We start from the raw sequence: 25120 nt of genomic DNA, 5'->3' as shown, positions 1-25120 counted from the left end.
TGCCACACCCGCAGCGGAATGCGAAGGCGGCCTCCCACGGCGGCGCGTTCACCCGATTTCGGCCGTGGGGGATAATAGGAACCGAGCCGACGGGTGATCTGGGGTGATGGAGTGAGCATGGCGGGGGAGGCGGATGCGCGCACAGCATCGTCGACCTGGTTCACGGACGCTTCGCGCGTGCACCCGTCGGCGGGTCGGCCAGGTCGGTATGCGGTCGGCGAGGTCGGCTCGCCGGCGCGCCCGGCCCGGGAACAGACTTTGCACCAGCTTTTCCTGAGCGACGAAGAGGCGTGCCACTTGGAACTGTCCGCGGTCACCTTCGTCGATGCCGGCAGTGTCCGGGTCCCGGCGCTTGCCGCCGCCCAGGGCCTCCTGGAGGAGCGACGGATCGTGCGCGAGGAACCGCCTGCCGCTCCGCGGCGCGTGCGGGACACCTTCCGGCCGGATCCGCCCACCGTCGAGGTGGCGGCGTGATGACCACACTGACCGACGAACCGTTCCTGCATCCCGCCCTGTTCTACCGGGACGAGCAGGAGTACCTGCACGGCACGGTGCCTTTCATCCGCGACGGTCTGAAGGCCGGGGAGCCGGTGGCGGTCGCCGTGCCCGGGCCGAATCTGGCGGTCCTCAGGACGGCCCTGGGCGAGGACGCGGCGGACGTACGGCTCCTCGACATGAGCGAGGCGGGGCGCAACCCCGGACGGATCATCCCCAAGGTGCTGCGCGCCTTCGCGGACGCCCATCCCCGGACGCGGGTGCGGATCATCGGTGAGCCGGTCTGGGCCGGTCGCAGCAGCGTGGAGTACCCGGCGTGCGCCCAGCACGAGGCGCTGATCAACCCGGCGTTCCAGGGCCGGGACGTCACCATCCTCTGCCCGTACGACGCCGGCCGCCTCGACGAACAGGTTCTCACCGACGCGTACGCGACCCATCCCCTCGTCATCTCCGACGGCCAGGAACAGCACAGCACCGCCTACGCGCCCGAACAGGTGGTCGCTCGCTACAACGAGCCGCTGGAGCACGCGGAGACGGCCGAGGAGCTCGTCTTCGACGCCGAACGGCTGCCGGGCGCCCGGCACTTCGCGGTCGAACGGGCCGAGCGGTTCGGCCTGTCGGGTCTCCGCCTGGAGAACGTGGCCCTGGTCGTGGCCGAGCTGACCACCAACAGCGTTCTGCACGGCGGGGGTTCGGGCACTCTGCGGGTATGGGCCGACGACGGCCAGATGGTGTGCGAGGTCCGCGACGGCGGATACCTGAAGGATCCGCTCGCCGGCCGTCGCCCACCCGCACCGGGCCAGCTCGGCGGCCGGGGGCTGATGCTGGTGCACTACCTCGCCGACCTCGTACGCATCCACACCGCCCCCGGTGGCACGGCCATCCGCTGCTACATCACCCCCTGATCCCGCTCGGCAGCCCGAGGCTGCCTCGGCCTGCTGCGGGGCGGGTGCGACGGCCCGCCTCGACACCCTGGCGTGCGAAGGCGGCTCCTACGGCGCCCGCATGTGCCAGAGGTGTCGCCGCGACGGAGGTGGAGCCGTCCGTGGACCGAGGCGGTCGCGGAACCCGGCACCATCGGCCGCTGAAAGAGGAAACAGGCAAGCGCGACCGGCTCGCGCGCAGGGCGCTGGATGGCCTGCCTGGTGAAATCCCGGCCTGCCGAGCACTCGCCGACGAGACGGCCGACCTCTTTCCGGAGGCGTCGAGTGTCGCTGGCGGGACGGCGGGACGGCGCGACGTTCGGCCGTCCCGACGTTGTTGTGGGTCGCAGCCGCCGGTTCTTCGCGCCGAACAGCCGTCCTGCTTCCGGCTTGTGGGCGTCGGCGCGCGGATGGACAGGGGTAGGTGAGGACGGAGGTCCCAGCCCTCGGCAGGCGCAGACCGGTGCCGGGCTCGGCCTGCTGGCCTCGGATCACGGGCTTCGGGCCTCGGGGCACGGGCCGCGGATCACGGTCTGCCGATCGCGGTCCGCGGGCAGCCCGCCGTCAGGAGCGGCCGGCGGACCGCGCCGCCCGGTCCGACAGGTGGCGAGGCCGCGTGTGCAACTCCCGGTAGGGCTCTGTGATGTCGGCGGGGCCGAAGCCGGTGCCGGGGGCGGCCGTCACCATCACCGCGAGTGCGGTGATGGTGCTGCGTACCGGAGTCTTCTCCAGCGGTCCTCTCGCAGGGTTGGACCGGCCGTCGGTCAGAAGGTGCAGTCCGGGACACCGGCGATCTTCTCGCCGCCCTGGATGTAGAGGTTGCTCACCCAGGCGACGTCACTGCCGGAGAACTCCATGACCGCGGTCCACCAGCTGTTGCCGCCGACGGCGGGGTCGTACACGTACTGGCCCTGCTTCTGGCACACCGCGTCCATGTGGTGCTGCGAGCGGACGGCCAGACGCGGCGACGCGGAGGTGGGCTGGCTGCGGAGGTTGACGTCGGTGGCCCAGATGTAGATGTCGGTGAGGGCGGGGTCACCGGCACTGGCGGCACTGACGGACTGGGCCGGGGCGGCCTCGGCCGTGGCGGCGAGGGTACCGAACGCGAGGGCGGTGGCGGCGACGGCGGTGGCGGAGCGGCGCAGAAGCTTGTGCATGTGGGGTCCCCCCATGTGGTGGATGGTCTCAGCGGACGAAGTCGTGCGTCCGCCGGGAGAAACTGCGGTACGTCGTCGGCGAGTGCTCGGTGACCGTCATGTCGGACATGGCCCCGCTGGTCGGCGCCCCGGTGGCGGCGAGCGGGCCACGGATGGCGTCGGTGCAGCCCGCGCAGGGCGTGGCGCGACTGAGCATTCGTGTCCCTGTCCCTCTGTCGAGCCTCGCTCCATGACCTGTGAACTGTGACGTGTCACCGTGGTGAGGCCGGGCGCCTCACCGGCGTTCGGCACTCGCGCTGACGTCAGCACTCTAGAAACACAGGCGGATCACCGGTCCCTGACATCTGTCAGGGACCCAGCCGGACAGGTGGCCGACGGTCCGAGTGCTGGGCACTGCGCACTGGGCGCGCCGACGGTACTCCTGAGGTGGCCGCACCGTCGTGTCTCCGCCGCGCACGCGTGGAGTGGGTGCTGAGCAGCCATCGACCGCGGCCGCCGACGTCTGGCGGGGTGCGGTGGGCATCGGTGAACGCTGAGGTCGGTCGTCGGGCTGGCCACACGGGTTCTGGGCGGTGAACTGTCTTGTGTCGCGCGCCGACTTCCGCGGAGTGAACCGGTGTTGGGCCGTCATCGCCGCGCGGAGGCGACGGAGTGACCGGCGGGGTGTACCCGCTGGGTCGTCGTGGGTCGCCGTGGATCGTCGTGGGGTCGGCTGTGCGACTCCGGTCGCGTCGGCTTGGAAACCGCCGGCTTCCAGGGTCATTGCGGGGTCTCAGCATCGGGGGCGGGGATGGAGCAGCTCAAGGCCTTGGAACCACAACTGATCGCGGGAGCGTTCCGGTCGTCCGCACAGGTCGATCGCCGCGCCGCGATGCGTCGGCTGCGCAGGGCGCCGCGGCCGTTTCGACGGGCGACTCGTCTGCTGTTCCGTCTGTGGATCTACTGGCCGCCGACGGCCAAGACCAAGGTGGTGCAGCTGGCGGTCATACTCGTCACGCCCGTCTTCTGCTGCCAGCAAGTGCTGGCCGTCTCGCTCTTCGTGCAGATGAAACGAGCGCGACGAAGGCATACTCCGGCGACCCGACGAACAGGCCCGCCAACTCGATGTCCGACCCGCTGGATCAACGCATGGTTTCGTCGCCTGGGCCGCTGAGACGTCTCAGCCTGCATCATGCTGGTCATGGCCATGGGCACAGCCGCGCTGTATGCCTTCGTCGACAACCATGGCCTCATGGAGACGTGGAATCCGACCCAACTCCCCGACTCGGTCTGGCGCTCCAAGGTCTACTCAGGCTGGTGGGCCAACTGGCACACCCACCGCGAACTCGCACTGGATGGTGTTCATCGTGCTGGGGGTCATGCTGGTCGACATGCTCGTGATCGTGTATCCCTCCTCGATCGGGTATCACTGGGCGTTGGCCGTCAAGCAGGCGTACGCCGCCTCGCTGTACGAGAGCGGTCTGCCGAGCGACGAGCGGGACGCGGGCGATAGCGCAGGTCTGGTCCGTTCCGGTACTTCCGGTCACCACCCGCAAGGCCACGACCGGCATCATCCTGTACCTGCTGGTCCCCGCGGTGCCTCAGTGATCCCCGTACTGTTCCAGTGAGCAGCCAGCGAACAGGCAATGCGGCCAGGGTGGTTGGCATCGGGCACCCCGGGTGCTCCGGCAAGGCCCGTCCAGGACGCCGTGGCAGCGACGGTCGTCCAGCCCCCGTGCCAGGTGGCGGCGAACGGCGGGTGTGACGATCATTGGCCGACTGCGGGGTTCTTCAGGACCTCGATCACGCTCGCATAGCTGTCGGAGCCGTGCCCTGCGGCCTTGGCCCGTTCCATGGCGGACTTGAGGAGGAGGGGCAGGGCGTTGTCGATGCCGCGGGAGGTTGCGGCGTGGAGGAGATGGTCGATCGCGGCGATCTGTACGTCGACGGTGGCGTCGTCGCCGGGGTAGCGGCCGGCGTCCACCTGGGGAGCGTAGGTCGTCAGGAAGCCGGCCACGGTGGTCAGCCAGCGGATCGCGACAGGGGTGAAGGCGGTGGCCGGTGTCTGGTCGGCGCCGACCAGTGCGGTGCCGTGCAGCCAGCCGGTCATGGTGGACCACATCAGGCCGAGCAGCGCGGCGTCGTAGAGGGAGGCCAAACCCGGGTCCGCACCCAGGTACAGAGGGTCGCCCAGGGCCGCCAAGGTCGGGCGGTGGGCTTCGAAGGCGGCGGCGGAACCGCTGTAGAGGAACATCATCTCGGGGCTGCCGACTCCCGGCGGGGTGGTCATGATCGCGCCGTCGAGATAGTCGGCGGAGTGCGACCGGGCCCATGCGATGGTCTGGTGGGCCTGTTCGGGAGAGCCGGAGGTGAGGTTGACCAGGACCTTGCCCGCGAGAAGACGGGCGACGGGGTCGAGGACGGTGTGCAGAGCCTCGTAGTCCAGTACACAGGCGATGATCAGCGGGCTCGCCGCGACGGCTTCCGCCGGTGTGGCGGCCAGCCGGGCGCCCCGGTCGACCAGTGATTGGGCCTTGTGCGCCGAGCGGTTCCACACGGTGGTCTCGTAACCCTGCTCCAGCAGGACGGAGGCCAACGCCGAGCCCATGGAGCCCAGTCCGATGACGGATACCGCCAGGTGATCAGAACGCATGCCACAACTCCCTGTACGTCCGCCTGCGGCGGTTGGTCACGTAAGCCCAAGATCGCAACGTGCGACGGCCGGGAACAGTGACACCGGTGACGGCAGGCACCAAATTCCTGCCATACGCTTCAGGGCATGAATCCTGGTTCCGTCGCCGTGGTCGTGACCGAGGACGTCGAGGTCCCCTCGTGGGACCTGTACGAGTTGAGCATCCCCTGCACCGTCTTCGGGAAGCCGCAGCCCGACCTGGCCGACCCGTGGTACGACCTGCGGCTGTGCGGCACGGGAGAGCGTCGGCAGGACAGCTCTCCGACCGCCACGGGACTGTCCCTGCGGACCCGCCACGGGCTCGACGACCTCGTCGGTGCCGACACGGTCATCGTGCCCTCGGTGCCCGACCCGTGTGTCGACGAGGGCAGACCGCTGCCGCGGGCACTGATCACAGCCCTGCGCGACGCCTACGACTCCGGCGCCCGCATGGTCTCCCTGTGCACCGGAGCGTTCGCGCTCGCCGAGGCCGGGCTGCTCGACGGACGGCGTGCCACCGCGCATTGGATGCACACCGCTCAACTGGCCGAGCGTTACCCGAAGGTACGAGTCGACGACTCGGTGCTGTACGTGGACGACGGCGATGTACTCACCAGCGCTGGGCTGACCGCCGGACTCGACCTCTGTCTTCATCTGGTCCGGCGTGACCTGGGCGCGCACGTCGCCAACCAACTGGCCCGCCGGATGGTGGTGCCCGCCCATCGGCCGGGCGGCCAGGCGCAGTTCATCGACCTGTCGGTGCCCGCCACGGACGACGGGAGCCTGGGTCCCGTACTGGACTGGGCCCGTGCGCACCTGGACCAGCCCCTGACAGTCGAGGACCTGGCGCAGCGCGCGGCGATGAGCCCGCGGACCCTCCATCGGCGACTCCAGGCGGCTACGGGGACCACCCCGCTTCAGTGGCTCCTCAGCCAGCGCCTGGCACGGGCGCAGAGCCTGCTGGAGGCGACGGACCTGCCCATCGAGAAGGTCGGGGAGCTGAGTGGCCTCGGTACGGCGAACAACCTGCGCCACCACTTCCTCAAACAGATCGGCGTGTCACCGGGTGCCTACCGGCGGGCCTTCCCCCGGACGGTGCCCGGGTCATCCCCGGACGAAGATGCCGGCGAGGTGGAGCGCGGCCTGCCGCGGCCAGGCTCCAGCGCCCAGGCGCACCGGACGGCGTGAGTGAGCCGGCCATGCGCGAGGGGACGTCAGCCGCGTGCGGGGTAGGCGGGCGCACTCTGCCCGGACCGGTCATCGAGGGAGTGGTGGTCCCTGATGCCCGTCGTCTCGGTCTGTCAGGAGATCGGAGCCGTCGGAGAAGGGATGCTCCGCCCGACTGATCGCTACGGGCGCCGGTGAACACGGGCTGATCAGCCCGTAGCGGGCTGGACCTGCCAGGCGCTGTCGCCGGTCCTCGACGGTTCCTGGCCAGTGCACGGTGCACGGTGCACGGTGGCCGGCGTCGGATACGGCTCAGCGGGGTCAGGAGGCTCGGGCATGGTGGTCCAGCAAACGGTTGAGCATCTGCACGAACTGGTCGCGTTCGGCCGGACTCAGCGGTGCCAGCAGTTCGTCGTGGAGGTCGTCCAGGACCTTGTCGAGGCGGCGTAGGTGACGGCGGCCCTGAGCCGAGATGGTGATGATGTTGCGGCGCCGGTCATCGGGATCCGGCGTCCGCTCGACGAGGTCACGCTCGGCCAGTTCGTTGAGCACGCCGACCATGTCGCTGCGGTAGATGGCGGAGCGCCCGCTCAACTCGGCCTGGCTGGCCGGTCCGTACTCCTCCAGTGAGGCGAGCACGGCGTAGTGCCACTTGCGGGCGCCGGCCCCGCCCAGCCCCTCGGTGATCAGCCGGTCCGACCGCGCGGAGAGCTGCGACAACAGTCGGCTCGCCCGACGGCGCAGCCTGCCTGGCGTCCTGGCCGCGCCGTCGTCCGGCATGTCTGCGGCTTCGGCACTGATCATGGCACTGATCCTACCCGTTGCGTTAGTCCGACTAACGATGTACGTTCGCCGCTCGGGCGAAAAACGTTAGTGCGACTAACGCTATGTAGGTGAACTCCGAAGAAGGAAGAGGAAGGAAGCTCTTGCCCGTCAAGACACTGCGGATCCCCACCCCGGACGGCCAGGCCGACGCCTTCGCCGCCTTCCCGAGCCGCGAGAGCCACGACGCGCGGCTCCCAGGGGTCCTGATGTACGCGGACGGTTTCGGTATCCGGCCCGTGCTGCGGGACATGGCCCGTGAACTGGCCGGGCACGGGTACTACGTGCTCGTCCCCAACATCTTCTACCGGAACGGCCCGGCGCCGGTGATCGCACTTCCGGACCACATCGGAGAGGAGGTCCGGCCCGCGGTCATGGCCCAGTTGATGCCCTTGATCGAGGCGCACACCCCCGAACGGGTCCTGAGTGACGCCGACGCCTACCTGAGGTTCCTCACCACCCAGCCCGAGGTCGACGCCGGACCGGTCGCGGTGACCGGGTACTGCATAGGCGGCCTCCTGGCGATGCGCACCGCCGCGGCGCACCCGCGTCACGTAGCCGCCGTCGCCGGATTCCACGGTCCTGTGGGCGCCGACGGGCCCGACGGCACGCATCGCCTCCTCTCCAAGCTCACCGCCCAGGTCCATCTCGGGCACGCCGAGACCGATCTGACCCCCGAGGCTCTCGGCGAGCTCAACCAGGCGCTGGATGGCGCAGGTGTCGACTACACCTCCGAGATCTACCCCGGCACCGTCCACGGCTTCACCATGGCCGACACCGACGCCTTCAACCCCTCGGCCCTGAAGCGCCACTGGGACCGCCTGCTCCCTCTCCTCGGCCGCACCCTGGTCAACAGCTGAGGCTCCGGCTGCGAAACCGGATGTGACGGCCTCTTATTGGGGCCTTGGGGTCCTGGGGCTCTGCGGGTGTTGGGGCTCTGCGGGTGTTGGGCTGTCGGAGTTGTCTGATTTGTGGAATCTGTCGGGGCTGATCGGAGCCGTAGGGACTCGGCCCTGGCGCGGCGAGGGCCCGTCAGCACCTGGTCGGGTGCGTGTGTACAGTCACCTCGGCGCCGCCCGACGCACGGGTCGGCCATCTTCGACTGGACGGGGGAGCCGTGACGACCACACGCAGCGAGCCGGAGGATTTCCCGGCGACCGCCGAACCGCCCCTGCCTGTGGAGCAGCACAAACAGCGGATGCGGCGTCGCCTGGAACGCCTGATCGGCATCGCCGCCACGGAAGGCAACGCCCTCGTGGTGCTGCGCAACGGGGACGAGATCTTCCCGGCCATGCTGGAGAGCATCCGCGGCGCGCGGCACACCGTGGACATGATGACGTTCGTGTACTGGCGCGGTGAGATCGCCCGAGAGTTCGCGACCGCGCTGGCCGAGCGGGCCCGCGACGGTGTGCGGGTGCGGCTGCTGCTGGACGGCTTCGGCAGCCGCCGGATCGAACCGCACCTGCTGGACATGATGGTCGGGGCCGGCGTCAAGGTGGCCTGGTTCCGTAAGCCCTTGTATCTGAGCCCCCTCAAGCAGAATCACCGCTGCCATCGCAAAGTGCTCGTCGTGGACGAGGAGGCGGCGTTCACCGGCGGGGTGGGCATAGCCGAGGAATGGTGCGGAGACGCCCGCAACGAGGGCGAATGGCGCGACACCCACGTTCAGGTGTCCGGGCCGGCGGTGGACGGCATCGCCGCCGCCTTCGCGCAGAACTGGGCCGAGTGCCACGACACCCTCTTCGACGACCGTGACCGTTTCACCGGCCACAGGCCGCAGGGCGACGCCGTGGTCCAGGTCGTCCGCGGCTCGGCCAGCTTCGGCTGGCAGGACATGCAGACGCTGCTGCGGGTCATGATCGAGTCCGCTCAGGTCCGCTTCCGGCTCGCCACCGCCTATTTCGCCCCCGACGCCTACTTCATCGACCTGCTGTGCGCGGCCGCCCGACGCGGCGTCGAGGTGGAGATCCTGCTGCCCGGTCCCCATACCGACAAGCGCGTATGCCAACTGGCCGGTCAGCACTTCTACGAAGACCTGCTCGACTGCGGGGTCCGCATCTTCGAGTACCAGCCGACGATGATGCATGCCAAGGTCATCACCGTCGACCGGATCGCCGCCCTGATCGGCTCCACCAACTTCAACCGCCGCTCTCTGGACCACGACGAAGAGGTCATGCTCGCCGTCCTGGACGAGGACTTCACCGCCACCCTCGACCAGCACTTCGACGAGGACCTGCGGGCCAGTGAACGGATCGAGAAGGGCCGCTGGAACCGCCGCCCCCTCACGCGGCGACTGCGGGAGGCGGCCGTCGCTCCCATCCGTCGCTTCCTCTGACGCCTCCCGCGAACCCGGTCACGGCCACCGCTGGGGTGCCCACGGGTGGACGGCGGCGACCAAGGTCCGGAGCGCCCGTCACATGGAAGCGGTGTGACGGGGCACTTGTCTCTCCCCAACCTAATCAGGGAGTCGACTCGTGGTTATCGCCGGTGTTGTTGCCGTATGTGTGGTTCTGGCCGTCCTGGCCTTCTTCGTCCCCCGTCTTTCCCGCCACCCGGAGCGCGGCACCCAACGTTCGCTCGGCGCCGGTGCGCGAGCCGGCGGCAAGGCGCCGGGTGTCCTGGGCAGGCTTTTCAGCAAGCCCTTCCACACCAGTTCCCGCGCCGTGGGCCGCAGTGGCTCGGCCGGCCGCCGTACCCGCGGTCGCCTTCCGTTCTGACCGTGGTGAGGCGGCGTTGCCGTCCGGGGGCAGACCGTCGTGCAGGTGCACCGGTATGAAGAGCCGTTGCCGGTCCACTGGTTGAAGAGCCGTTGAGGCGGCCTGCGCCCCGGCATGCGCGAGGCAGGAGCATCCCCTGCCTCACTGCAACTGCCCGAAGCGAGTGAGGGTGTGCGGACAGGACGAGCCGCACCGGAGCCGTCCGGAGCCGTTACGCGGTGCTGGAGCCGCCGCAGTGGCGGTCCCGCGTCGGCGAGTGGCGATGCCGCCGGTGACGGCCGGTGGCCGGCCGGCCGGTCGGTCGGACTGGCCAGAACCAACTGGACGGATTCAAAGGGGTGGCGGTGGCCGGATCCGCGGAACCGCCTTCGCGAGCGGATCAGTTCGCCTGTCGCGGCCCCCGACACCTCGCGGCACGGACCAAGCCAACCGTGATGCCTCGTCACCGTCACTGCCGCGGGTGGGCCGTCACCTCGTCGTCGACGGGAACGCCCAGCCGGTCGGCCACGGTGGTGAGGGCCGTTCCCAGCGGGAGTGAAACCCGGGCGAGGGCGTGCGGGTCGCCGCGTGTGGGGTCCCGGTTGACGATCAGGACCGGCTTCCCGGCCTGGGCTGCCTGACGGACGAACCGGAGCCCCGACATCACCGTCAGTGAGGAACCCAGGACCAGCAGCGAGGCCGCTTCGCGGACCAGTGTGCGGCAATGCTCGACCCGCGGCGGTGGGACGGTTTCGCCGAAGAACACCACGTCCGGTTTGAGGATGCCGCCGCAGATCGTGCAGGGCAGCACCCGGAAGTCCGCGACCTGGTCGTCCGTGAGGTCGGCGTCGCCGTCGGGGTTGATCGCGGCGGCGACCGGATCGAAGCCTGGATTGGCCTCCTCCAAGCGCCGGGCAAGCTCGTGGCGCGGACTGACGGCACCGCAGGAAAGGCAGACGACCCGCGCCAGGCTCCCGTGGAGTTCCACGACGCCCTCGCTGCCGGCGGCCTGGTGGAGGCCGTCGACGTTCTGGGTGATCACCCCCGACAGCAGGCCGTCCCGGGCGAACGCGGCCACGGCCCGGTGTCCGGCGTTGGGCCGGGCGCGGCCGAAGGTGCGCCAGCCGAGGTGGCTGCGCGCCCAGTACCGGCGCCGGGCCTGGGCGCCGGCGGTGAAGTCCTGGTACGTCATCGGGGTGTGCCGGCTCAGGCTCCCGCCCTCGCCCCGGTAGTCGGGGATGCCCGACTCGGTGGAGATGCCAGCCCCGCTGAGCACCAGCACACCACCGGTGCGCAGTGCACCGGCCACCGGCTCCAGGTCCGTGGTGCCCGGCGGCAGGTCCTCGGCAGGGGTCCAACTCAGAGTGGGGCGCATGCGCATGCCGCAAGGGTACGGAACGGGCCGCCCCTACCCGTATCCGCTGTCCACGACGCCGTCGGCCCGGACGGCGCCCTGCATGATCCGTCCAGGGGAGCGTGCTCTGTGGGTCGGGCCGCGGTGTGCCGCGACGGGCTGTGGCGCCTTGTGCTGCGGTGTGCCGGCTGTGCTGCGCGGCAGCGGACGGCCCCGCGTCATCGCTGGTGGACCAGCTACGGTGACGCGGCCTCGGCCTGGTCCCCGTCGGAGACAGCGCTCCGGTGGGCGCGCCTGACCTGGTTACCCAGGGTGCCTCCCCGGTCACGCGTCGGACACGAGGGATCACCGCAGGCGAACGCCGCGCCCTGCTGCTCAGGCGGCAGAGAGCGATCGAAAGCGTCACACGTCGCGAATCCCTCCGGTGGCGGCGGCACGACGTACCCCAACACCTGGCACACCGAGTCAGTCGGAGCGACGAGTGACCAGACCGGATTGGCTTGCCGTGCTGTCGGCAGGCGTTCGTGCGATGCCTCCCCACGACCGGACCAACGAGCGGATCAGCTCAGCACTCCCCGCCCCACACCGCACTGTGCAAGGTCACGGGGCCCAGGAAGATGTCCACGTTGGGGTCGTTCGGGTAGTGCAGGCACCCCGTGAAGTTCCCGCCGTGCTGGGCGGTGAGGTCGAACCAGATGTGCTCCGCGCCCGGATAGCGCACACCGTTGTTGAGGATGTACATCCCCTGGTCCGAGTGCAGGTTGTACAGATTGCCCGTCGACTTCCACGTCGGCTGGCCCCACGCGACGCTGTTGATCCATACGCAGACGTCTCCCCTGGGGCAGTCCGCCGCAGCGGCTGACGCCGGCGAGGAAGAAGCCACACCCGTGGCCGCCGTCATCAGCAGCGCCGCTATGGCCACGCCCGCCTTCTTGCGAAACCGTGCAGTCACGGTCTTCTTCGTCTCAGTCACTGCCGGTCGGCTGTGTCGGCCGGCCGCTTCCAAGTGGCCAAGCATCGCGGCTGATCCGGGACCCTGGTCCTGACAGATGTCAGGGACCGCGGTCTCTCGGGATTGCCTAACGTGCGGGGCGAACAGTACGGGAAACCTCCCCGAGCCGACCCGAGCCGACCCGAGCCGACCCGAGCCGACCCGGCTCGGCACCGAAAGGAACGTCATGCGCAAGAGGACCGCGGCACTCGCCGCTGCCGGCGCGATCGCCCTTGTGGTCACCACCTCCCAGAGCGCCGCGGCCGACGGACACGGCCGCGGTTGGTACGGCGTGTGGGCGGACGGGGTCAACGTCCGCAGTATCAACGAGGGCGACTGCGCGACCTCGCCGAGCACCTCGAACTGCCCCTCGATCATCGGCCAGATCAACTCCTGGGACGAGGTGTTGGTGTACTGCCAGATACCGGGCCAGTCGGTCGGCGGCAACCCCTACTGGGTGATGGTCCAGCCGCGAGGCTGGACCAAGTACGGGATCATGTCGAGCTATTACGTCGAGAACAGCAGCAACTGGATCGACGGCGTCCCCGGCCCGAACGGCTGCGCGATCTAAGGCGTGATTCGGAAGTTCGCTGACCGCCGCCGTGTCCGCCGTGTCCGCCGCGTGGACGTCGTAGGTGCTGGGCACCATGCCGGCCAGTTCGGTGAGGCGGGTTTCGGAGGTGCCCGGTGATGTGCGGCCGACCGCGCAGCGGGCCTCGGCGAAGGTGTGGTCGCCGCCTCGCAGCAGCGCCACCGCGCGTTGGACGCGGCGCGTCACGAGGTAGGCGTACGGCGACTGGCCGTAGGCGAGCTGGAACTGCCGATGGAGGTCTCCGGCCGGCAGGCCCGCCTGGCGGGCGAGCGCAGGGACGTCCAGTGGCTGCGCGTACTGCCGGTCCATCTGGTCGCGGACGCGGCGCAGTCGCGCGAGGTCGTTCAGGCGTTGTGCGGCCATCCGTGCGCGCGTCCATGCCGGGTGACACATGAGAGAACCTCTTTCGCCGGTGGTGGTGCGCGTACGCGTGTCCGCGGCGCGGAGTGCTCGATCTCGGGGGCGGACGTACTGAGTCTCGTGGGCGGACGCAGTGAGAAGGCGCTTCGGCGTCCGTGGCACGGTCCCGGTCGGTGGCCGGACTGCCCGGCCACGTCCTAGCGGAGTTCCTGGAAGCGGATCATGTTGCCCGCGGGATCCCGGAAGGCGCAGTCGCGGATGCCGTACGGCTGCTCGGTCGGTTCCTGGACGATCTCGGCGCCGCCGGCCCGTAGCTTCTCGAAGGTGCTGTCGAGGTCGGGGGTGGCCAGCATGATCCAGCCGTACGTGCCCTTGGCCATCATCTCGGCGATGGTGCGGCGCTCGTCCTCGGTGATGCCGGGGTCGGCGCCCGGCGGCGCCAGGAGGAGGGCCGTGCCGGGCCGGCCGGCGGGGCCGACGACGATCCACCGCATCGTGCCGTGTCCGACGTCGCTGCGTACCTCGAAGCCGAGCAGGTCGCGGTAGAAGGCCAGGGAGGCGTCCGGGTCGGTGTGAGGGAGGGAGGCCGTGTGGAGGGTGATGTCCATGGCTCACACAGTAGGGGCGGTCCGGTGACCGGCGCTTCTCGGTTCCTGACCCGTTCGACCCGTCGTCCGGTGCCTTCTGGCGCGTGGTGGGTACCGCGGGGTGTCCGGCACCGCGCGGTGCACTGTGCCGTGGAGCGTCTGCCGCGTGACTGTTTCGGGGGTGCCGGTGGCGGTGGGCGGGGACAGGGCCTCCCGCTCGGCTGCCGACCCAGTCGGCGTGACCGCTCACGTGGCGCCGGCCGGTGTTCGGCGGCGTACCGGCACCGTCTGCGACTGTCGGCCTGTCGGAGCGGCGTGGTCCTCGGTGAGGGCGGACGCGCCCCGGCCTCGGCCTCACCTCGGCCCCCGGCCTGAAGCAGGGACCGGGCGCAGCGAAACGTCCACGATCAGCGGTGGCCAGGTGGCCGTACTCGGATCCGTAACCGGGGCGAGGGACGGAGGATCCGGACGCCGTGCAAGGGTCACCCAGGCCCTGCGACGGGTGCTCGAAAAAACCTCGGCCGGTGATGTCGAGAATCCCTGACTGGCTCCGTCCCCGTAGTGAACGCGACCACAATGGGTCGCACAGCACCGAGGAGAAATCCGATGGCCAAGTACTTGCTGCTCAAGCACTACCGCGGCGCCCCGGCTCCGGTCAATGACGTGGCCATGGACCAGTGGACGCCCGAAGAGATCTCGGCGCACGTGCAGTACATGAACGACTTCGCGGCCCGGCTCGAGCAGACCGGCGAGTTCGTCGACGGTCAGGCTCTGGCTCCCGAAGGAACGTGGGTCCGGTACGACGGCGAGGGGCGCCCGCCGGTCACCGACGGCCCGTTCGCCGAGACCAAGGACCTCATCGCCGGATGGATGGTGATCGACGTCGACAGCTACGAACGCGCCCTGGAGCTGGCCGGGGAACTGTCGGCCGCTCCCGGAGCGGGCGGGAAGCCGATCCACGAGTGGCTCGAGCTGCGCCCCTTCTACGGTGTCTCGCCCACCATCACGGAGTGAGCCTGAGATGAACGAGGTCCTGCTCCGCAGCCTCACACCGAGCGTGCTAGCCGTCCTCGTCCGCCGCGGAGCCGACTTCGCGGCGGCCGAGGACGCCGTACAGGAGGCGCTGGTCGAGGCGGTCCGCGTATGGCCGGCCGACCCGCCGCGGGACGCGAAGGGCTGGCTGGTCACCGTGGCCTGGCGCAAGTTCCTCGACGCGACCCGCGCGGACGCCGCCCGGCGCCGGCGTGAGGACCTCGTCGAGGAGGAGCCGGTGCCCGGGCTCGCGCCCGCGGTGGACGACACGCTCCAGCTCTACTTCCTGTGCGCCCACCCGTCGCTGACACCGTCGTCGGCGGTCGCGCTCACCTTGCGCGCCGTCGGCGGACTCACCACCCGTCAGATCGCCCAGGCCTACCTGGTGCCCGAGGCGACCATGGCGCAGCGCATCAGCCGGGCCAAGCGCACCATCTCCGGCGTGCGCTTCGACCAGCCCGGTGACGTCGCCACCGTGCTGCGCGTTCTCTACCTGGTCTTCAACGAGGGCTACGGCGGCGACGTCGACCTCGCCGCCGAGGCCATCCGGCTCACCCGGCAGCTGGCCGCCGCGATCGACCACCCCGAGGTGGCGGGGCTGCTCGCCCTCATGCTGCTCCACCACGCCCGGCGCGCGGCCCGGACGGCACCCGACGGGAGCCTGGTGCCGCTCGCCGAGCAGGACCGCGGCCGGTGGGACACGAAGTCGATCGCCGAGGGCGTCGCGATCCTGCAGGCGGCCCTCGCCCGCGACCGGCTGGGCGAGTTCCAGGCACAGGCCGCCATCGCCGCGCTCCACGCGGACGCCCCCGTCGCCGAGGAGACCGACTGGGTGCAGATCGTCGAGTGGTACGACGAACTCGTACGCCTGACCGGCAGTCCCGTCGTCCGGCTCAACCGCGCGGTCGCCGTCGGCCATGCCGACGGACCCCGCGCCGGCCTGGCGGCGCTCGCGGCGCTGGACGACACCCTGCCCCGCCACACCGCGGCCGCGGCGTACCTCCACGAGCGCGACGGCGACCTGGCGACGGCGGCGCAGCTGTACGCCGAGGCGGCCCTCAAGGCCCCCAACCTCGCCGAGCGCAACCACCTGACACGCCAGGCCGCCCGACTCAACGCCCGCCGCTCTCACTGACCGGCCGCACTCGCTCCGGGGCCTGCCATGGTTCCGCCGCCGTTCGGTACGGAACCCACAGGCATTCCGGCCCGTCCGCGGACGGCACGGGGCGCACCCCCCCGCCCGGTGCCGGTGCCGGTGCCGCTGCCGGCCGACGCGGAGCCACGGCCGGCCGGTGTCGGATCACTTCACGAAGCGGTACTTCAGGTGGGTGGCGAGGGGCGTTCCGACGACCCTGACCGGCTGAAGCGTGCGGGGCGCGGTGCTCAGGTGCTCGAAGAGGCGCAGCCCCGCGCCGAGGAGTGTGGGCACCACGTGCAGTTGCAGTTCGTCGATGAGCCCTGCTTCGAGGTACTGCTGCACGGTGCTCGCCCCGCCCGCGATGTCGACGTTCTTGTTCCCGGCGGCGGCCTTGGCCTGGGCGAGGGCGCTGTGGATGCCGCAGGTGACGAAGGTGAAGGTGGTGCCGCCCTCTTTCACGAGGGTCGGCCGAGGGCGGCGGGTGAGGACGAGGACCGGGGCGCGGAACGGCGGGTTGTCGCCCCAGAACTCTTCGCCGGTGTCGTACATCGTCCGGCCCATCACCACCGCTCCGGTGGCCTCGAACCACTCGCGCATCAGCTCGGAGTCGCGGTTGTCCTCCCCGCCGGTCATGTTCTGGCGCTGCCGCCAGCTCGCGAGGTTGTGGATCCACTCGAAGAGCGCCTCGGCGCCGTCGCCCGCCGGGTTGTCGGGGGTGATGTCGGTGCCGGCGACGTAGCCGTCCAGAGAGATGGCCATATCCGCGGTGACGGTCACGATGGAGTGCTCCTGACGTTGTGGAGTGTGCTGTCCTATGCCTTCACGTCGATCGGGAGGCGGCGCATTCGACAGTCCTGGCGGCACGTGTCCCGTCCGCCAGCCCGTTGGCGGCACGTGTCTCCACCCGCCCGCCCGTCCGGCCCACCCGTAGACGCAGGACCGACCGCCCGCACACCTCACCGTCACACCCCCCACTGCGTGACAGCCGGGCGGGGAGATATCCATGTGTGCCCTGCCGCCGCCCTTCGACAGGCGCACAAACCTGCGAGGTGATCACCCGATGGTGAGTTCCTCCGCCCTGTCCGTGGGCGGGACGGGACGCTGTAGGAAGGCGGCGCGTGACCGGCACCGCCTCGGTGGCCGGCGAGCAGGGGGAGCGGCATGGCGCAGGAGGACGGACGGGGCGGGGGACCGGCCGGGCAGGCGGTGCTGCTGGCGGCGGGCCTGGCCGACCTGGCGGTGAGCTGCCTGGGCTCGGCCGTGGGAAGTGTGCGGGGGTTGCTCGGCCGCTCGGACACGGGAGAGCTCGCTGCTGACGCGCGGCGGGATCTCGCGGCACGCGGGCGGCTGGCGGTGGACCGGTACGCGGTGGCGCCGCCGGCCCATCTGGAGGTCCTCGCCCAGCAGGTCCTGGCGCGACGGGCCGGTGACGGTGACTGACCGGGACGAGGTGGCCGCCCTGAAGGTGCGTGTCGATCAGGTGCTGGGCCGGTTCGTGGCGCAGGAGACGGACCAGCTGCTCGCCATCGACACCGCTCTGGGCCCGGTGGCCGATCAGGTCGAGGCGGCGGTGGCGCAGGGGAAGCGGCTGAGGGCGGCGTTCTGCTACTGGGGCTGGCGGGCGGCCGGTCAGCCCGACAGCGACGCCCTGGTCCGGGCGGCGGCGTCCATGGAACTGGTGCATGCCGCCGCGGTCGTCCACGACGACATCATCGACGACAGCCGGTTGCGGCACGGTGGACCGACCGCGCACGTCGCCCTGCGCGCCGCGCTGCGCGGGCGTCCCCGCGGCGCGACCGCGGCCCGGGCGCTGGCGATGCTGGTGGGGGATCTGCTGATGTCGCTGGCCGGTCAGCTGTTCGCCACCAGTGGCCTGCCCGCGGCCTACCTGGCCCGGGCCCGCCCGCTGTGGGCGGCGCTGGCCAGAGACCTGATCGCGGGTGAGTGCCTGGAGCTCCTGCGCACGGGCGGCGAACCGGACACGGCACAGTCCTTACAGGTGATCCGGTACAAGAGCGCGAAGTACACCGTCGAGCAGCCGTTGTTGATCGGAGGGGTGCTGGCCGGTGCCGGGCAGGGGTTGCAGGAGGGCTACTCGCGCTACGGGCTGCCGTTGGGCGAGGCGTTCCAGCTGCGGGACGACCTGCTGGGCTTGTTCGGGGACACGGAACTGACCGGCAAGGCCAACACGGACGACCTGCGCGCTCACCGGCCCACCGCCCTGCTGGCGGAAACCTGGAAGGCGGCCGGGGACGCCGACCGGGAGCGCCTGCGGACACTGCTGGGCCGGCGCGACGCGGGCCCCGACAGCCTGACCGCGGTGCGCGAGGTGATGAGCCGGCTGAAGGCACCCGACCGGATCGAGCAGATGATCACCGTGCGGGTGGAGGAAGCCACCCGCGCCCTGGACGACCTGGACCTCCCCGCACACGCCGCGCAAGCCCTCACCCACCTGGCACACGCGGCGGCCGTTCGCCGGCACTGAGGACAGGGCGGGACGGAACCCGACTCCTGCCGACGCACAGCACACCCCTCGCCAGCCGACGACCGGCTCCCACCTCGCCATCCGGCGGACGGCACCCACCTCGCCATCAGCTGAACGGCATGCACCCCGCCGTCCTCCTGGCAGGGACCCTCCACCCTCCCGGGCGCGGACGCCCATCCCCGGCCGCAGCCCCGGCCCAGCCCCCGTCCCGCCCAACCGCCCTGCCCACCTCGCCTGATCTCCGACCGGGAGCCTGTGATGACCTACACCACGGCGTCGATGAACGCCCTGCGCACCAGCGGTGACGAACTCGCCGACGCGACGGTGGCCACCCTCTTCGAACGCGGTCAGGTAGGCACGTTCAACACGTTGATGCGCTACGTCTCGACCGCCGGCGCTCCACTGCCCGACGGCCTGCCCGACGTGGCGCGGGAGTACCTGCACGCCACCGGCGCCCCGCCGGCCTGGGTCGACTGGGGCGAGATGGAGAAAGCCAGGCTGTTCTTCATCGACAACAACGTGCACATCTCCACGGCGCTGTCCTTCGCCGCCATGCCCGCCTGCTACCTCGTCCCGCACGTGGCGAGACTGCTGGCGACGACGCACGCGCTGGACTACCCGTCCAAACGGATGGCGGAGACCGGGCAGTTCACCGTCCACCTGATGCAGCCCGGCGCGTTCGAAGCCGGCAGCGCCTTCATCCCCGCCGCCCAGAAGGTCCGTCTGCTGCACGCCTCCATCCGTCACCATCTCGCGCGGGACGACCGCTGGGACACCGACAGCCTGGGCGTGCCGATCTGCCAGGAGGACCTGATCGGCGGCCAGATGTTCTTCTCGCTGCTGGTGCTGGACTCCCTGCACCGGCTGAACATCCACATGAGCGCCGAGGGCGCGCAGGCCTACCTGTACGCCTGGCGGGTGGTCGGCGCGATGCTCGGCGTCGACCAGAGCCAGGTGCCCACGGACATGGCCTCCGCCCGCCAGTTCCTCGACCTGTACATGCTCCGCCACATGGGACCGAGCGAGGACGGCGCCCGTCTCACCCGCCAGCTGACCTCGCTGTACGAGGAGATCGTCCCCGGCACCTTCTTCGATCCCCTCGTCTCCGCCCTGATCCGCCACCTCATCGGCGACACGTGCGCCGACTGGCTCGACGTCGCACGCACGCCCTGGGACACCGCCGTCAAGGCCGTACCCCACCTGCTCGGGGCCCTGGAGAGCATCGAGGACCGTTCCCCGTTCGCGGCCTGGGCCCTGGACCGCCTCGGACACCTCACCACGGTCTTCGAGCTGTCCTCCCTCACCCGCGGCCGTGTCATGCACTACGCGATTCCGGAGCACCTGAAGAAGGACTACGGCATCTCCGCCACCGTGCCCCGCACCCGCCGCTGGACCCCGCCCCCACCCGCGGCCGTGCCGAACTGACCGCCCGGGCGGCGTTCTTGCCGACCGGCGCGACCTTCGGGGATGCCTGGGCAGCCGGGTGTGGGTGGCGCCGGGTGCCCGACGGCGGCGCCGTGCCGCAGGGCGGCGGCGAGCGAGCCCGCGGGCCGCGGTCGGCGCGGCAGGCCGCCGCGTGAACGGGGCCGGGTCACCTGATGTCGGAGCACAGGGCGCGGTCCACGAGTCCGCGGACGGCGCGCTCGGCCGCGAGAAGCTGTTCGAGGCCGCCGCCGGTGCCGGTGGCGACGACGACGACCGAGCGGCGCGCGTCCGCGGTGAAACCGGTGCGCACGGTGAACCCCTCCAGGTCCCCTCCGTGGCCCCAGGTGTCGTCGCCGCAGGTCAGCGGCTGCTGCATCAGTCCCAGGCCGTACCGCAGGCCGGGGAACCCCATGTCGTAGTCCTCGCTGACGGGCACGGTCCCGCGCATCTCCGCGAGCTGGGCGGGAGGCAGCAGCCGCCCGCCCAGCAGGGCGGTGAAGAAGCGGTCCAGGTCGCGTTCGGTGCCGACGAGGGCAGCGCTCGCGTCCGCCCGGGACATGTTCCTGACCGTGGTGTCCGTCCAGGTGGCCGAGCCGGGGAACAGATGGTGGGTGTGCGCGTGCGGCGCCTTCAGGTACGGATCGTCGCCGGGCGCGTAGGTCCCGGTCAGGCCGAGCGGGCGGACGACGCGGTCGCGCACCTCCTCGGCCCAGGGCCGCCCGGTGGCCTTCTCGATGATCATCCCGGCGAGGAGGTAGCCGGGGTTGGAGTAGTTCCAGTCGGGTTCGGGATCATCGGCCCGTGCGGGCGGGAAGTCCGGCCGGTGGCGCATCGCGCCGGCGACCAGTTGCTCGGGGTCCCAGTGATCGAACCGCGTCCGCTCGAAGTCGGCCGCGGTGTTCCCGGTGTCGTCCTCGGGACCGTAGTTGTGGATGCCACTGGTGTGCTGGAGCAGGTTCCTGATGGTGACGCGGCTGCCGTCGTTGCCGTTGCCGCTCACCACACCCGGCAGCCAGCGCTCGACCGTGTCGTCCAGGGACAGGCGGGCCTCGGCGACCAGTTGCAGCACCACGGTGGCCACGAACGCCTTGGTGACGCTGCCCATCCTGAACTCCGCCCCGCGCGGCACAGGACGACCGGTGTGCGGTTCGGCCTCGCCCGCTCGGGCGTGTACCGTACGGCCCCCGTCGCGCACCCGCACCGTGACCCCGACGAACCCGCCCTCCTCAAGGACGCGGGCCGCCTCCCGTTGGAGCTGGCGCGAGGTGACCCGGCCGTCAGAGCCGTCCGAGCCGTCCGTGGTGGCTGCGGACGCCGGGCGGGGAGGGGCCGTGGCACCGGACACCGGGGCCGTGGACGCGACGGCGGCAGCGAGCACAGCGGCGGTGACAAGCCGGGCCCGCGAGGTCTTCACTGTTGCCTTCATGTCCTCAGACTCTGCCTGGGCGCACCAGCCGGGCCCATGGTGGCAGCCGCCGGAGCGGAGGTGGGGATACCTCCCCGTCCCGGGTCGGGCCGGCCGGTAGGGGACGTCCGGGACGGACTGTGGTGACGCGGCAGCAGGACACGTCCGTCGCGTGGGCGTGAGCATCACGTCGAAAGGCTCGGCCGGTCCGTTCCGCCCCGCTCGCCTGGTCCGCTCTCGCCCTCTCAGTGGTGGTGGCTGTGGCGGCCGAGGGTCTCCACGGGCGTCGCGCCGGGGCGGGTCCACTGCGGCACGGGACGACCGGTCGGCCCCCAGGTGGCGTTCCCCTCCGCGTCCGAGCGCCAGGACCAGCACGGACCGAGCCCCTCGGGCCAGCCCTCGGGGTTGTCCTCCCACGCCTCGCCGCGGCCGTAGGGCGTCATGTCGAGCAGGCCGAGGGAGCCGTTGACCCGCTCGTTGCCACGGCCCGTCGTGGAGTAGGTGAGGAACACGCGGTCACCGTCGCGGAGGAAGCAGGTGAGGTGCCCCATGTCGGCACCGACCGGTGCCTCCACGTCGCGCACCGAGTACCAGGGCTGGGTGTAGCCCATGAACGCGACGTAGGAGGCCACCTCGACCGTGATCGGCAAGCCGAACCGGAGCCGGCCGGATCCGGGGATCCGGGCGGGGTCAGCCCCGGGACACGGACGGCGGCCGGGAGGCGGCGGGCTCCAGGCGGACCACGATCGCCTTCGACGTCGGTTGGTTGCTCTTGTCGGCCACGCTGTCCAACGGCACCAGGACGTTGGTCTCGGGGTAGTAGGCGGCTGCGCAGCCCCGGGTGGTGGGGTAGGGGACCACACGGAAGTCCTCGGCGCGACGCTCGGCGCTGTCGGACCACACGCCGACCAGGTCGACGTGTTGTCCCTCGGTCAGGCCGAGTCGGGCCACGTCCTCCGGGTTGACGAGCACCACCCGGCGGCTCCCGTGGATGCCCCGGTAGCGGTCGTTGGACGTGTAGGGAACGGTGTTCCACTGGTCGTGGGAGCGCAGGGTCTGCAACAAGAGGTGCCCTTCGGGGGCCCGCAGCATCGCGAAGTCGTTGGCGGTAAAGAGGGCCTTGCCGACGGCGTTGTGGTACACACCCTCGTTGACCGGGTTCGGCAGTCGGATGCCGCCGGGACGTGTCACGCGCCGGTTGAAGTCGTGCAGTCCCGGGACGATGCGGGAGATCCGGTCGCGGATCGCACCGTAGTCGGCTTCGAACCGCTCCCAGGGGATGTCGGCCGCCGTGGTGTCGAGAGTGTGGCGGGCGAGCCGGCACAGAATGGCGACTTCGCTGAGCAGCAGCGGTGAGGCCGGCTGGAGGCGGCCACGGGAGGTGTGCACCTCGCTCATCGAGTTCTCGACGGTGACGAACTGCTCGCCGTCGGCCTGGATGTCCCGTTCGGTGCGGCCGAGGGTCGGCAGGATGAGCGCGGTCTCGCCGCACACGGTGTGGGACCGGTTCAGCTTGGTCGAGATGTGGGCCGTCAGACGGCAGGTGCGCATGGCCTCTTCGGTGATCTCGCTGTCCGGAGCGGCACGGACGAAGTTGCCGGCCAGAGCGAGGAAGACCTTGATACGGCCCTCGCGCATCGCCTTGATCGAGTTCACGGAGTCCAGCCCGTGGGCGCGCGGCGGGTCGAAGCCGAACTCTTCCCGGAGCGCGTCGAGGAAGGCGTCCGGCATCTGCTCCCAGATGCCCATCGTGCGGTCGCCCTGCACGTTGCTGTGCCCGCGGACCGGGCAGGCGCCGGTGCCGGCCCTGCCGACGTTCCCGCGCAGCAGCAGGAAGTTCACGAACTCCCGGATCGTGGGGACGGCGTGCTTGTGCTGGGTGATCCCCATCGCCCAGCAGACGATGACGCGTTCGCTGCGCAGCACCTCGTCCCGGACCTGCTCGATCTCCTCGCGGGTCAGGCCGGTCGCGGCGAGGATGTCGTTCCAGTCCACCGTGCGGGCGTGCTCGGCGAACTCCTCGAAGCCCGTGGTGTCGGTGCGGATGAAGTCGTGGGCGAGCACCTTCCCCGGCCGGGCGTCCTCGGCCTCCAGCAGCAGTCGGTTGATCCCCTGGAACAGCGCCAGGTCACCGCCGTTGCGGATGTGCAGGAACCGGTCGGCGATCTGGATGCCCTTGCCGATCACCCCACGGGGTTTCTGCGGGTTCTTGAACCTCAGCAGCCCTGCCTCCGGGAGGGGGTTCACCGCGATGATGCGGGCGCCGTTCAGCTTGGCCTGCTCCAGCGCGGACAGCTGGCGCGGGTGGTTGGATCCGGGATTCTGTCCCACCACGAAGATCAGGTCGGCATGGTGCAGATCGTCGAGACCGACCGTTCCCTTGCCCGTGCCCAGCGTCTCGTGCAGAGCGAAGCCGCTCGACTCGTGGCACAGGTTGCTGCAGTCGGGCAGGTTGTTGGTGCCCAGTGCCCTGGCGAACAGTTGCAGAAGGAACGCGGCCTCGTTGCTGGCCCGGCCCGAGGTGTAGAACACGGCCTCGTCGGGGGAGCCGAGTGACCTCAGCTCCGAAGCCAGCAGTTCGAAGGCGTCGTTCCAGCTGATCGGCTCGTAGGAGTCGGAGCCCGGCCGCTTGACCATCGGTTCGGTGAGCCGCCCCTGCTGGTTCAGCCACTGGTCGGAGCGCCGGCTCAGCTCGGAGACCGTGTGCGTGCGGAAGAAGTCAGCGGTGACGCGCCGAGACGTGGCCTCGTCGTTGATGTGCTTGGCGCCGTTCTCGCAGTACTCGTTGCGATGCCGGTGACCCGGTGAGGGGTCCGCCCACGCGCACCCGGGACAGTCGATGCCGTCCACCTGGTTCATGGTCAGCAGGGTCTCCCCGGTACGCCGGGGGGAGGTCTCCTCCAGGGAGTACTCCAGCGCGTGCACCACCGCGGGCACGCCCGCCGCCCACTTCCTCGGTGACGTCACGGTCAGAGACTCGTTCGGTTCCTCGCCGGGCGCCTTCTTCATCAGGTTGCCTCTCACTCACGCTGTCGCCGCTCGTGGGGTCAGCCGACGGGCCAGCGAGCCACCCGGCTCCGGTGCGGCTTCGCTTCCTCGGGCCGTACGCGTCCGTCGCGGATGGTGCCCCGCCACGCCCCGCTCTCCGCACCGAGCCCTTCGATGTACCCCTTGAAGTGCCGCAGCTCTCCCCGTACGACACGGCTGACCAGCTTGGGGAGGCCGCCGAGCACACCGGTGACGCCGCGCGACTCGATCTCGATCCGGACGGTGACGGCCGTACCGTCCGCCGTGGTGGGCCGGAACGACACTTCGCCCCGGTGGACGGTGTGCCGTTCAAGACTTCGCCAGCTCACGTGCGAGTCGGGTCGCTGCTCCACGATCTCGGTCTGGAACTCGCGGCGCAGGGGCCCCACGGCGAGAGTCCACGTGAGGAGGGCGGGCCTGACCTGCTCGACCTTCTTCACCACGGTCATGAAACGGGGGAAGCTCGTGAACTGGGTCCACTGGTTGTACGCGGTGCGCACCGGAACCGCGACCTCGATCGTTTCCTCAACGGTATACATGGCCCACCCATCGTCAGGCGCCACTCGCCCCAGTCTCACCGCACGCCCGGCCGGTCGCCACACGTCAGCCTCATGCGGCCGCAGCGAGCCGACTACCCGTCATCCACATGTCCTAACGCGGAAGGCAGGCGGCACGGGCACCAGCGCGCACCGCGGGCAGCCGCACGCGGCACCCCGAGGGCGGATCGGTCAGCACTGATCGGGTTCCTCGGGGCCTCGCCACGACACCGGGGCGGCTACCTTCGCCTCATGACCGAGCTGATCCGAAGAAGCTC

25 protein-coding genes and 3 pseudogenes are annotated in these 25120 nt (G+C 70.7%); 14 read left to right on the top strand and 14 right to left on the bottom strand.

Annotated features, from left to right (window positions below):
* The first annotated feature begins 117 nt into the window (after positions 1 to 117).
* The gene (locus QQS16_RS03480; RefSeq protein WP_286060125.1) at positions 118 to 474 is read left to right on the top strand and encodes a hypothetical protein; all 357 of its coding nucleotides are present in this window, start codon (positions 118 to 120) and stop codon (positions 472 to 474) included.
* The gene (locus QQS16_RS03475) at positions 474 to 1400 is read left to right on the top strand and encodes an anti-sigma factor RsbA family regulatory protein (protein WP_286060124.1); all 927 of its coding nucleotides are present in this window, start codon (positions 474 to 476) and stop codon (positions 1398 to 1400) included. The genes QQS16_RS03480 and QQS16_RS03475 overlap by 1 nt, the downstream gene beginning before the upstream one ends.
* Before the next feature lie 782 nt (positions 1401 to 2182).
* On the opposite strand, the gene QQS16_RS03470 is transcribed toward QQS16_RS03475, so the two are convergent.
* Together QQS16_RS03470 and QQS16_RS03465 are read right to left on the bottom strand one after the other, a co-directional pair.
* Positions 2183 to 2590 (bottom strand): peptidase M23, encoded by a 408-nt coding sequence (locus tag QQS16_RS03470; RefSeq protein ID WP_286060123.1) that lies wholly within the window; start codon positions 2588 to 2590, stop codon positions 2183 to 2185.
* A 13-nt stretch (positions 2591 to 2603) separates the two neighbouring features.
* On the bottom strand, positions 2604 to 2771 hold the full coding sequence (locus QQS16_RS03465; RefSeq protein WP_286060122.1) for a hypothetical protein: 168 nt from the start codon (positions 2769 to 2771) through the stop codon (positions 2604 to 2606).
* A gap of 594 nt (positions 2772 to 3365) precedes the next feature.
* On the opposite strand from QQS16_RS03465, the gene QQS16_RS03460 reads away from it, so the two are divergent.
* Positions 3366 to 3728 carry a hypothetical protein gene (locus QQS16_RS03460; protein WP_286060121.1) on the top strand — a complete coding sequence of 121 codons (363 nt, stop codon included), beginning with the start codon at positions 3366 to 3368 and terminating at the stop codon, positions 3726 to 3728.
* Between the two features lie 181 nt (positions 3729 to 3909).
* On the top strand, positions 3910 to 4182 hold the full coding sequence (locus tag QQS16_RS03455; protein WP_286060120.1) for a hypothetical protein: 273 nt from the start codon (positions 3910 to 3912) through the stop codon (positions 4180 to 4182).
* A 140-nt stretch (positions 4183 to 4322) separates the two neighbouring features.
* On the opposite strand, the gene QQS16_RS03450 is transcribed toward QQS16_RS03455, so the two are convergent.
* Positions 4323 to 5207, bottom strand: coding sequence for an NAD(P)-dependent oxidoreductase (locus tag QQS16_RS03450; protein ID WP_286060119.1), 885 nt, complete (start codon positions 5205 to 5207; stop codon positions 4323 to 4325).
* A gap of 147 nt (positions 5208 to 5354) precedes the next feature.
* Between QQS16_RS03450 and QQS16_RS03445 the strand changes: the two genes are divergently transcribed.
* A complete protein-coding gene (locus QQS16_RS03445; RefSeq protein ID WP_502963885.1) occupies positions 5355 to 6413 on the top strand; it encodes a GlxA family transcriptional regulator in 1059 nt (352 codons plus the stop codon).
* 300 nt (positions 6414 to 6713) lie between these two features.
* Here QQS16_RS03445 and QQS16_RS03440 read toward each other — a convergent pair whose 3' ends face one another.
* Positions 6714 to 7196 carry a MarR family winged helix-turn-helix transcriptional regulator gene (locus tag QQS16_RS03440; protein WP_286060117.1) on the bottom strand — a complete coding sequence of 161 codons (483 nt, stop codon included), beginning with the start codon at positions 7194 to 7196 and terminating at the stop codon, positions 6714 to 6716.
* A gap of 122 nt (positions 7197 to 7318) precedes the next feature.
* Here QQS16_RS03440 and QQS16_RS03435 point away from each other — a divergent pair, with 122 nt between their 5' ends.
* The 3 genes from QQS16_RS03435 to QQS16_RS03425 all read left to right on the top strand — a co-directional run bounded on the left by QQS16_RS03435 (position 7319) and on the right by QQS16_RS03425 (position 9931).
* The gene (locus QQS16_RS03435; RefSeq protein ID WP_286060116.1) at positions 7319 to 8074 is read left to right on the top strand and encodes a dienelactone hydrolase family protein; all 756 of its coding nucleotides are present in this window, start codon (positions 7319 to 7321) and stop codon (positions 8072 to 8074) included.
* Positions 8075 to 8412: 338 nt separating this feature from the next.
* On the top strand, positions 8413 to 9549 hold the full coding sequence (locus QQS16_RS03430; protein ID WP_286066214.1) for a phospholipase D-like domain-containing protein: 1137 nt from the start codon (positions 8413 to 8415) through the stop codon (positions 9547 to 9549).
* A gap of 139 nt (positions 9550 to 9688) precedes the next feature.
* On the top strand, positions 9689 to 9931 hold the full coding sequence (locus tag QQS16_RS03425; RefSeq protein WP_286060115.1) for a DUF6411 family protein: 243 nt from the start codon (positions 9689 to 9691) through the stop codon (positions 9929 to 9931).
* 448 nt (positions 9932 to 10379) lie between these two features.
* On the opposite strand, the gene QQS16_RS03420 is transcribed toward QQS16_RS03425, so the two are convergent.
* From QQS16_RS03420 to QQS16_RS03410, 3 genes and pseudogenes are all read right to left on the bottom strand, one after another.
* The gene (locus QQS16_RS03420) at positions 10380 to 11291 is read right to left on the bottom strand and encodes an NAD-dependent protein deacetylase (protein WP_286060114.1); all 912 of its coding nucleotides are present in this window, start codon (positions 11289 to 11291) and stop codon (positions 10380 to 10382) included.
* 311 nt (positions 11292 to 11602) lie between these two features.
* Positions 11603 to 11722, bottom strand: a pseudogene (locus tag QQS16_RS03415) (VOC family protein); the annotation flags it as partial.
* Positions 11723 to 11829: 107 nt separating this feature from the next.
* A complete protein-coding gene (locus QQS16_RS03410; RefSeq protein ID WP_286060113.1) occupies positions 11830 to 12216 on the bottom strand; it encodes a hypothetical protein in 387 nt (128 codons plus the stop codon).
* A gap of 226 nt (positions 12217 to 12442) precedes the next feature.
* On the opposite strand from QQS16_RS03410, the gene QQS16_RS03405 reads away from it, so the two are divergent.
* Entirely contained in the window at positions 12443 to 12826 is a 384-nt protein-coding gene (locus tag QQS16_RS03405) for a hypothetical protein (RefSeq protein ID WP_286060112.1), read from the top strand.
* A gap of 72 nt (positions 12827 to 12898) precedes the next feature.
* Here the strand turns inward: QQS16_RS03405 and QQS16_RS03400 are convergent.
* Both QQS16_RS03400 and QQS16_RS03395 read right to left on the bottom strand, forming a co-directional pair.
* A pseudogene (locus QQS16_RS03400) lies at positions 12899 to 13156 on the bottom strand (helix-turn-helix domain-containing protein); the annotation flags it as partial.
* Positions 13157 to 13404: 248 nt separating this feature from the next.
* Positions 13405 to 13815, bottom strand: a complete 411-nt coding sequence (locus QQS16_RS03395) for a VOC family protein (protein ID WP_286060111.1) — start codon at positions 13813 to 13815, stop codon at positions 13405 to 13407.
* Positions 13816 to 14400: 585 nt separating this feature from the next.
* Between QQS16_RS03395 and QQS16_RS03390 the strand changes: the two genes are divergently transcribed.
* Both QQS16_RS03390 and QQS16_RS03385 read left to right on the top strand, forming a co-directional pair.
* Positions 14401 to 14808, top strand: a complete 408-nt coding sequence (locus QQS16_RS03390; RefSeq protein WP_286060110.1) for a YciI family protein — start codon at positions 14401 to 14403, stop codon at positions 14806 to 14808.
* Between the two features lie 7 nt (positions 14809 to 14815).
* Complete coding sequence (locus QQS16_RS03385) at positions 14816 to 15961, top strand: RNA polymerase sigma factor (protein WP_286060109.1); 1146 nt, start codon at positions 14816 to 14818, stop codon at positions 15959 to 15961.
* 165 nt (positions 15962 to 16126) lie between these two features.
* On the opposite strand, the gene QQS16_RS03380 is transcribed toward QQS16_RS03385, so the two are convergent.
* Positions 16127 to 16741 (bottom strand): dihydrofolate reductase family protein, encoded by a 615-nt coding sequence (locus tag QQS16_RS03380; protein WP_286060108.1) that lies wholly within the window; start codon positions 16739 to 16741, stop codon positions 16127 to 16129.
* A 384-nt stretch (positions 16742 to 17125) separates the two neighbouring features.
* Between QQS16_RS03380 and QQS16_RS03375 the strand changes: the two genes are divergently transcribed.
* The 3 genes from QQS16_RS03375 (at position 17126) to QQS16_RS03365 (ending at position 19874) form a co-directional block, all read left to right on the top strand.
* A complete protein-coding gene (locus QQS16_RS03375) occupies positions 17126 to 17404 on the top strand; it encodes a polyprenyl synthetase (protein ID WP_286060107.1) in 279 nt (92 codons plus the stop codon).
* On the top strand, positions 17391 to 18449 hold the full coding sequence (locus QQS16_RS03370) for a polyprenyl synthetase family protein (protein ID WP_502963757.1): 1059 nt from the start codon (positions 17391 to 17393) through the stop codon (positions 18447 to 18449). Before QQS16_RS03375 ends, QQS16_RS03370 begins: the two co-directional genes overlap by 14 nt.
* A gap of 258 nt (positions 18450 to 18707) precedes the next feature.
* Positions 18708 to 19874, top strand: a complete 1167-nt coding sequence (locus QQS16_RS03365; RefSeq protein WP_286060106.1) for an oxygenase MpaB family protein — start codon at positions 18708 to 18710, stop codon at positions 19872 to 19874.
* Positions 19875 to 20040: 166 nt separating this feature from the next.
* On the opposite strand, the gene QQS16_RS03360 is transcribed toward QQS16_RS03365, so the two are convergent.
* The 4 genes and pseudogenes from QQS16_RS03360 to QQS16_RS03345 form a co-directional block, all read right to left on the bottom strand.
* On the bottom strand, positions 20041 to 21300 hold the full coding sequence (locus QQS16_RS03360) for a serine hydrolase domain-containing protein (protein ID WP_286060105.1): 1260 nt from the start codon (positions 21298 to 21300) through the stop codon (positions 20041 to 20043).
* Between the two features lie 224 nt (positions 21301 to 21524).
* Positions 21525 to 21914: pseudogene (locus QQS16_RS03355) on the bottom strand (DUF899 family protein); the annotation flags it as partial.
* A gap of 55 nt (positions 21915 to 21969) precedes the next feature.
* Positions 21970 to 24288 carry an FdhF/YdeP family oxidoreductase gene (locus QQS16_RS03350; protein ID WP_286060104.1) on the bottom strand — a complete coding sequence of 773 codons (2319 nt, stop codon included), beginning with the start codon at positions 24286 to 24288 and terminating at the stop codon, positions 21970 to 21972.
* Positions 24289 to 24326: 38 nt separating this feature from the next.
* Positions 24327 to 24845, bottom strand: a complete 519-nt coding sequence (locus QQS16_RS03345; RefSeq protein ID WP_286060103.1) for an SRPBCC family protein — start codon at positions 24843 to 24845, stop codon at positions 24327 to 24329.
* Positions 24846 to 25120 lie beyond the last annotated feature (275 nt).

It is taken from the genome of Streptomyces sp. ALI-76-A, assembly GCF_030287445.1.
GTDB lineage: Bacteria > Actinomycetota > Actinomycetes > Streptomycetales > Streptomycetaceae > Streptomyces.
This window is presented reverse-complemented; position numbering and strand designations above follow the sequence as displayed.

Excerpts from the sequence above, each read along its gene's own strand:
- QQS16_RS03480 (WP_286060125.1), top strand. The coding sequence starts at position 118 with ATGGCGGGGGAGGCGGATGCGCGCACAGCATCGTCGACCTGGTTCACG.
- QQS16_RS03475 (WP_286060124.1), top strand. The coding sequence starts at position 474 with ATGACCACACTGACCGACGAACCGTTCCTGCATCCCGCCCTGTTCTAC.
- QQS16_RS03470 (WP_286060123.1), bottom strand. The coding sequence starts at position 2,590 with ATGGGGGGACCCCACATGCACAAGCTTCTGCGCCGCTCCGCCACCGCC.
- QQS16_RS03465 (WP_286060122.1), bottom strand. The coding sequence starts at position 2,771 with ATGCTCAGTCGCGCCACGCCCTGCGCGGGCTGCACCGACGCCATCCGT.
- QQS16_RS03460 (WP_286060121.1), top strand. The coding sequence starts at position 3,366 with ATGGAGCAGCTCAAGGCCTTGGAACCACAACTGATCGCGGGAGCGTTC.
- QQS16_RS03455 (WP_286060120.1), top strand. The coding sequence starts at position 3,910 with ATGGTGTTCATCGTGCTGGGGGTCATGCTGGTCGACATGCTCGTGATC.
- QQS16_RS03450 (WP_286060119.1), bottom strand. The coding sequence starts at position 5,207 with ATGCGTTCTGATCACCTGGCGGTATCCGTCATCGGACTGGGCTCCATG.
- QQS16_RS03440 (WP_286060117.1), bottom strand. The coding sequence starts at position 7,196 with ATGATCAGTGCCGAAGCCGCAGACATGCCGGACGACGGCGCGGCCAGG.
- QQS16_RS03430 (WP_286066214.1), top strand. The coding sequence starts at position 8,413 with ATGCGGCGTCGCCTGGAACGCCTGATCGGCATCGCCGCCACGGAAGGC.
- QQS16_RS03420 (WP_286060114.1), bottom strand. The coding sequence starts at position 11,291 with ATGCGCATGCGCCCCACTCTGAGTTGGACCCCTGCCGAGGACCTGCCG.
- QQS16_RS03405 (WP_286060112.1), top strand. The coding sequence starts at position 12,443 with ATGCGCAAGAGGACCGCGGCACTCGCCGCTGCCGGCGCGATCGCCCTT.
- QQS16_RS03395 (WP_286060111.1), bottom strand. The coding sequence starts at position 13,815 with ATGGACATCACCCTCCACACGGCCTCCCTCCCTCACACCGACCCGGAC.
- QQS16_RS03390 (WP_286060110.1), top strand. The coding sequence starts at position 14,401 with ATGGCCAAGTACTTGCTGCTCAAGCACTACCGCGGCGCCCCGGCTCCG.
- QQS16_RS03385 (WP_286060109.1), top strand. The coding sequence starts at position 14,816 with ATGAACGAGGTCCTGCTCCGCAGCCTCACACCGAGCGTGCTAGCCGTC.
- QQS16_RS03375 (WP_286060107.1), top strand. The coding sequence starts at position 17,126 with ATGGCGCAGGAGGACGGACGGGGCGGGGGACCGGCCGGGCAGGCGGTG.
- QQS16_RS03365 (WP_286060106.1), top strand. The coding sequence starts at position 18,708 with ATGACCTACACCACGGCGTCGATGAACGCCCTGCGCACCAGCGGTGAC.
- QQS16_RS03360 (WP_286060105.1), bottom strand. The coding sequence starts at position 21,300 with ATGAAGGCAACAGTGAAGACCTCGCGGGCCCGGCTTGTCACCGCCGCT.
- QQS16_RS03350 (WP_286060104.1), bottom strand. The coding sequence starts at position 24,288 with ATGAAGAAGGCGCCCGGCGAGGAACCGAACGAGTCTCTGACCGTGACG.
- QQS16_RS03345 (WP_286060103.1), bottom strand. The coding sequence starts at position 24,845 with ATGTATACCGTTGAGGAAACGATCGAGGTCGCGGTTCCGGTGCGCACC.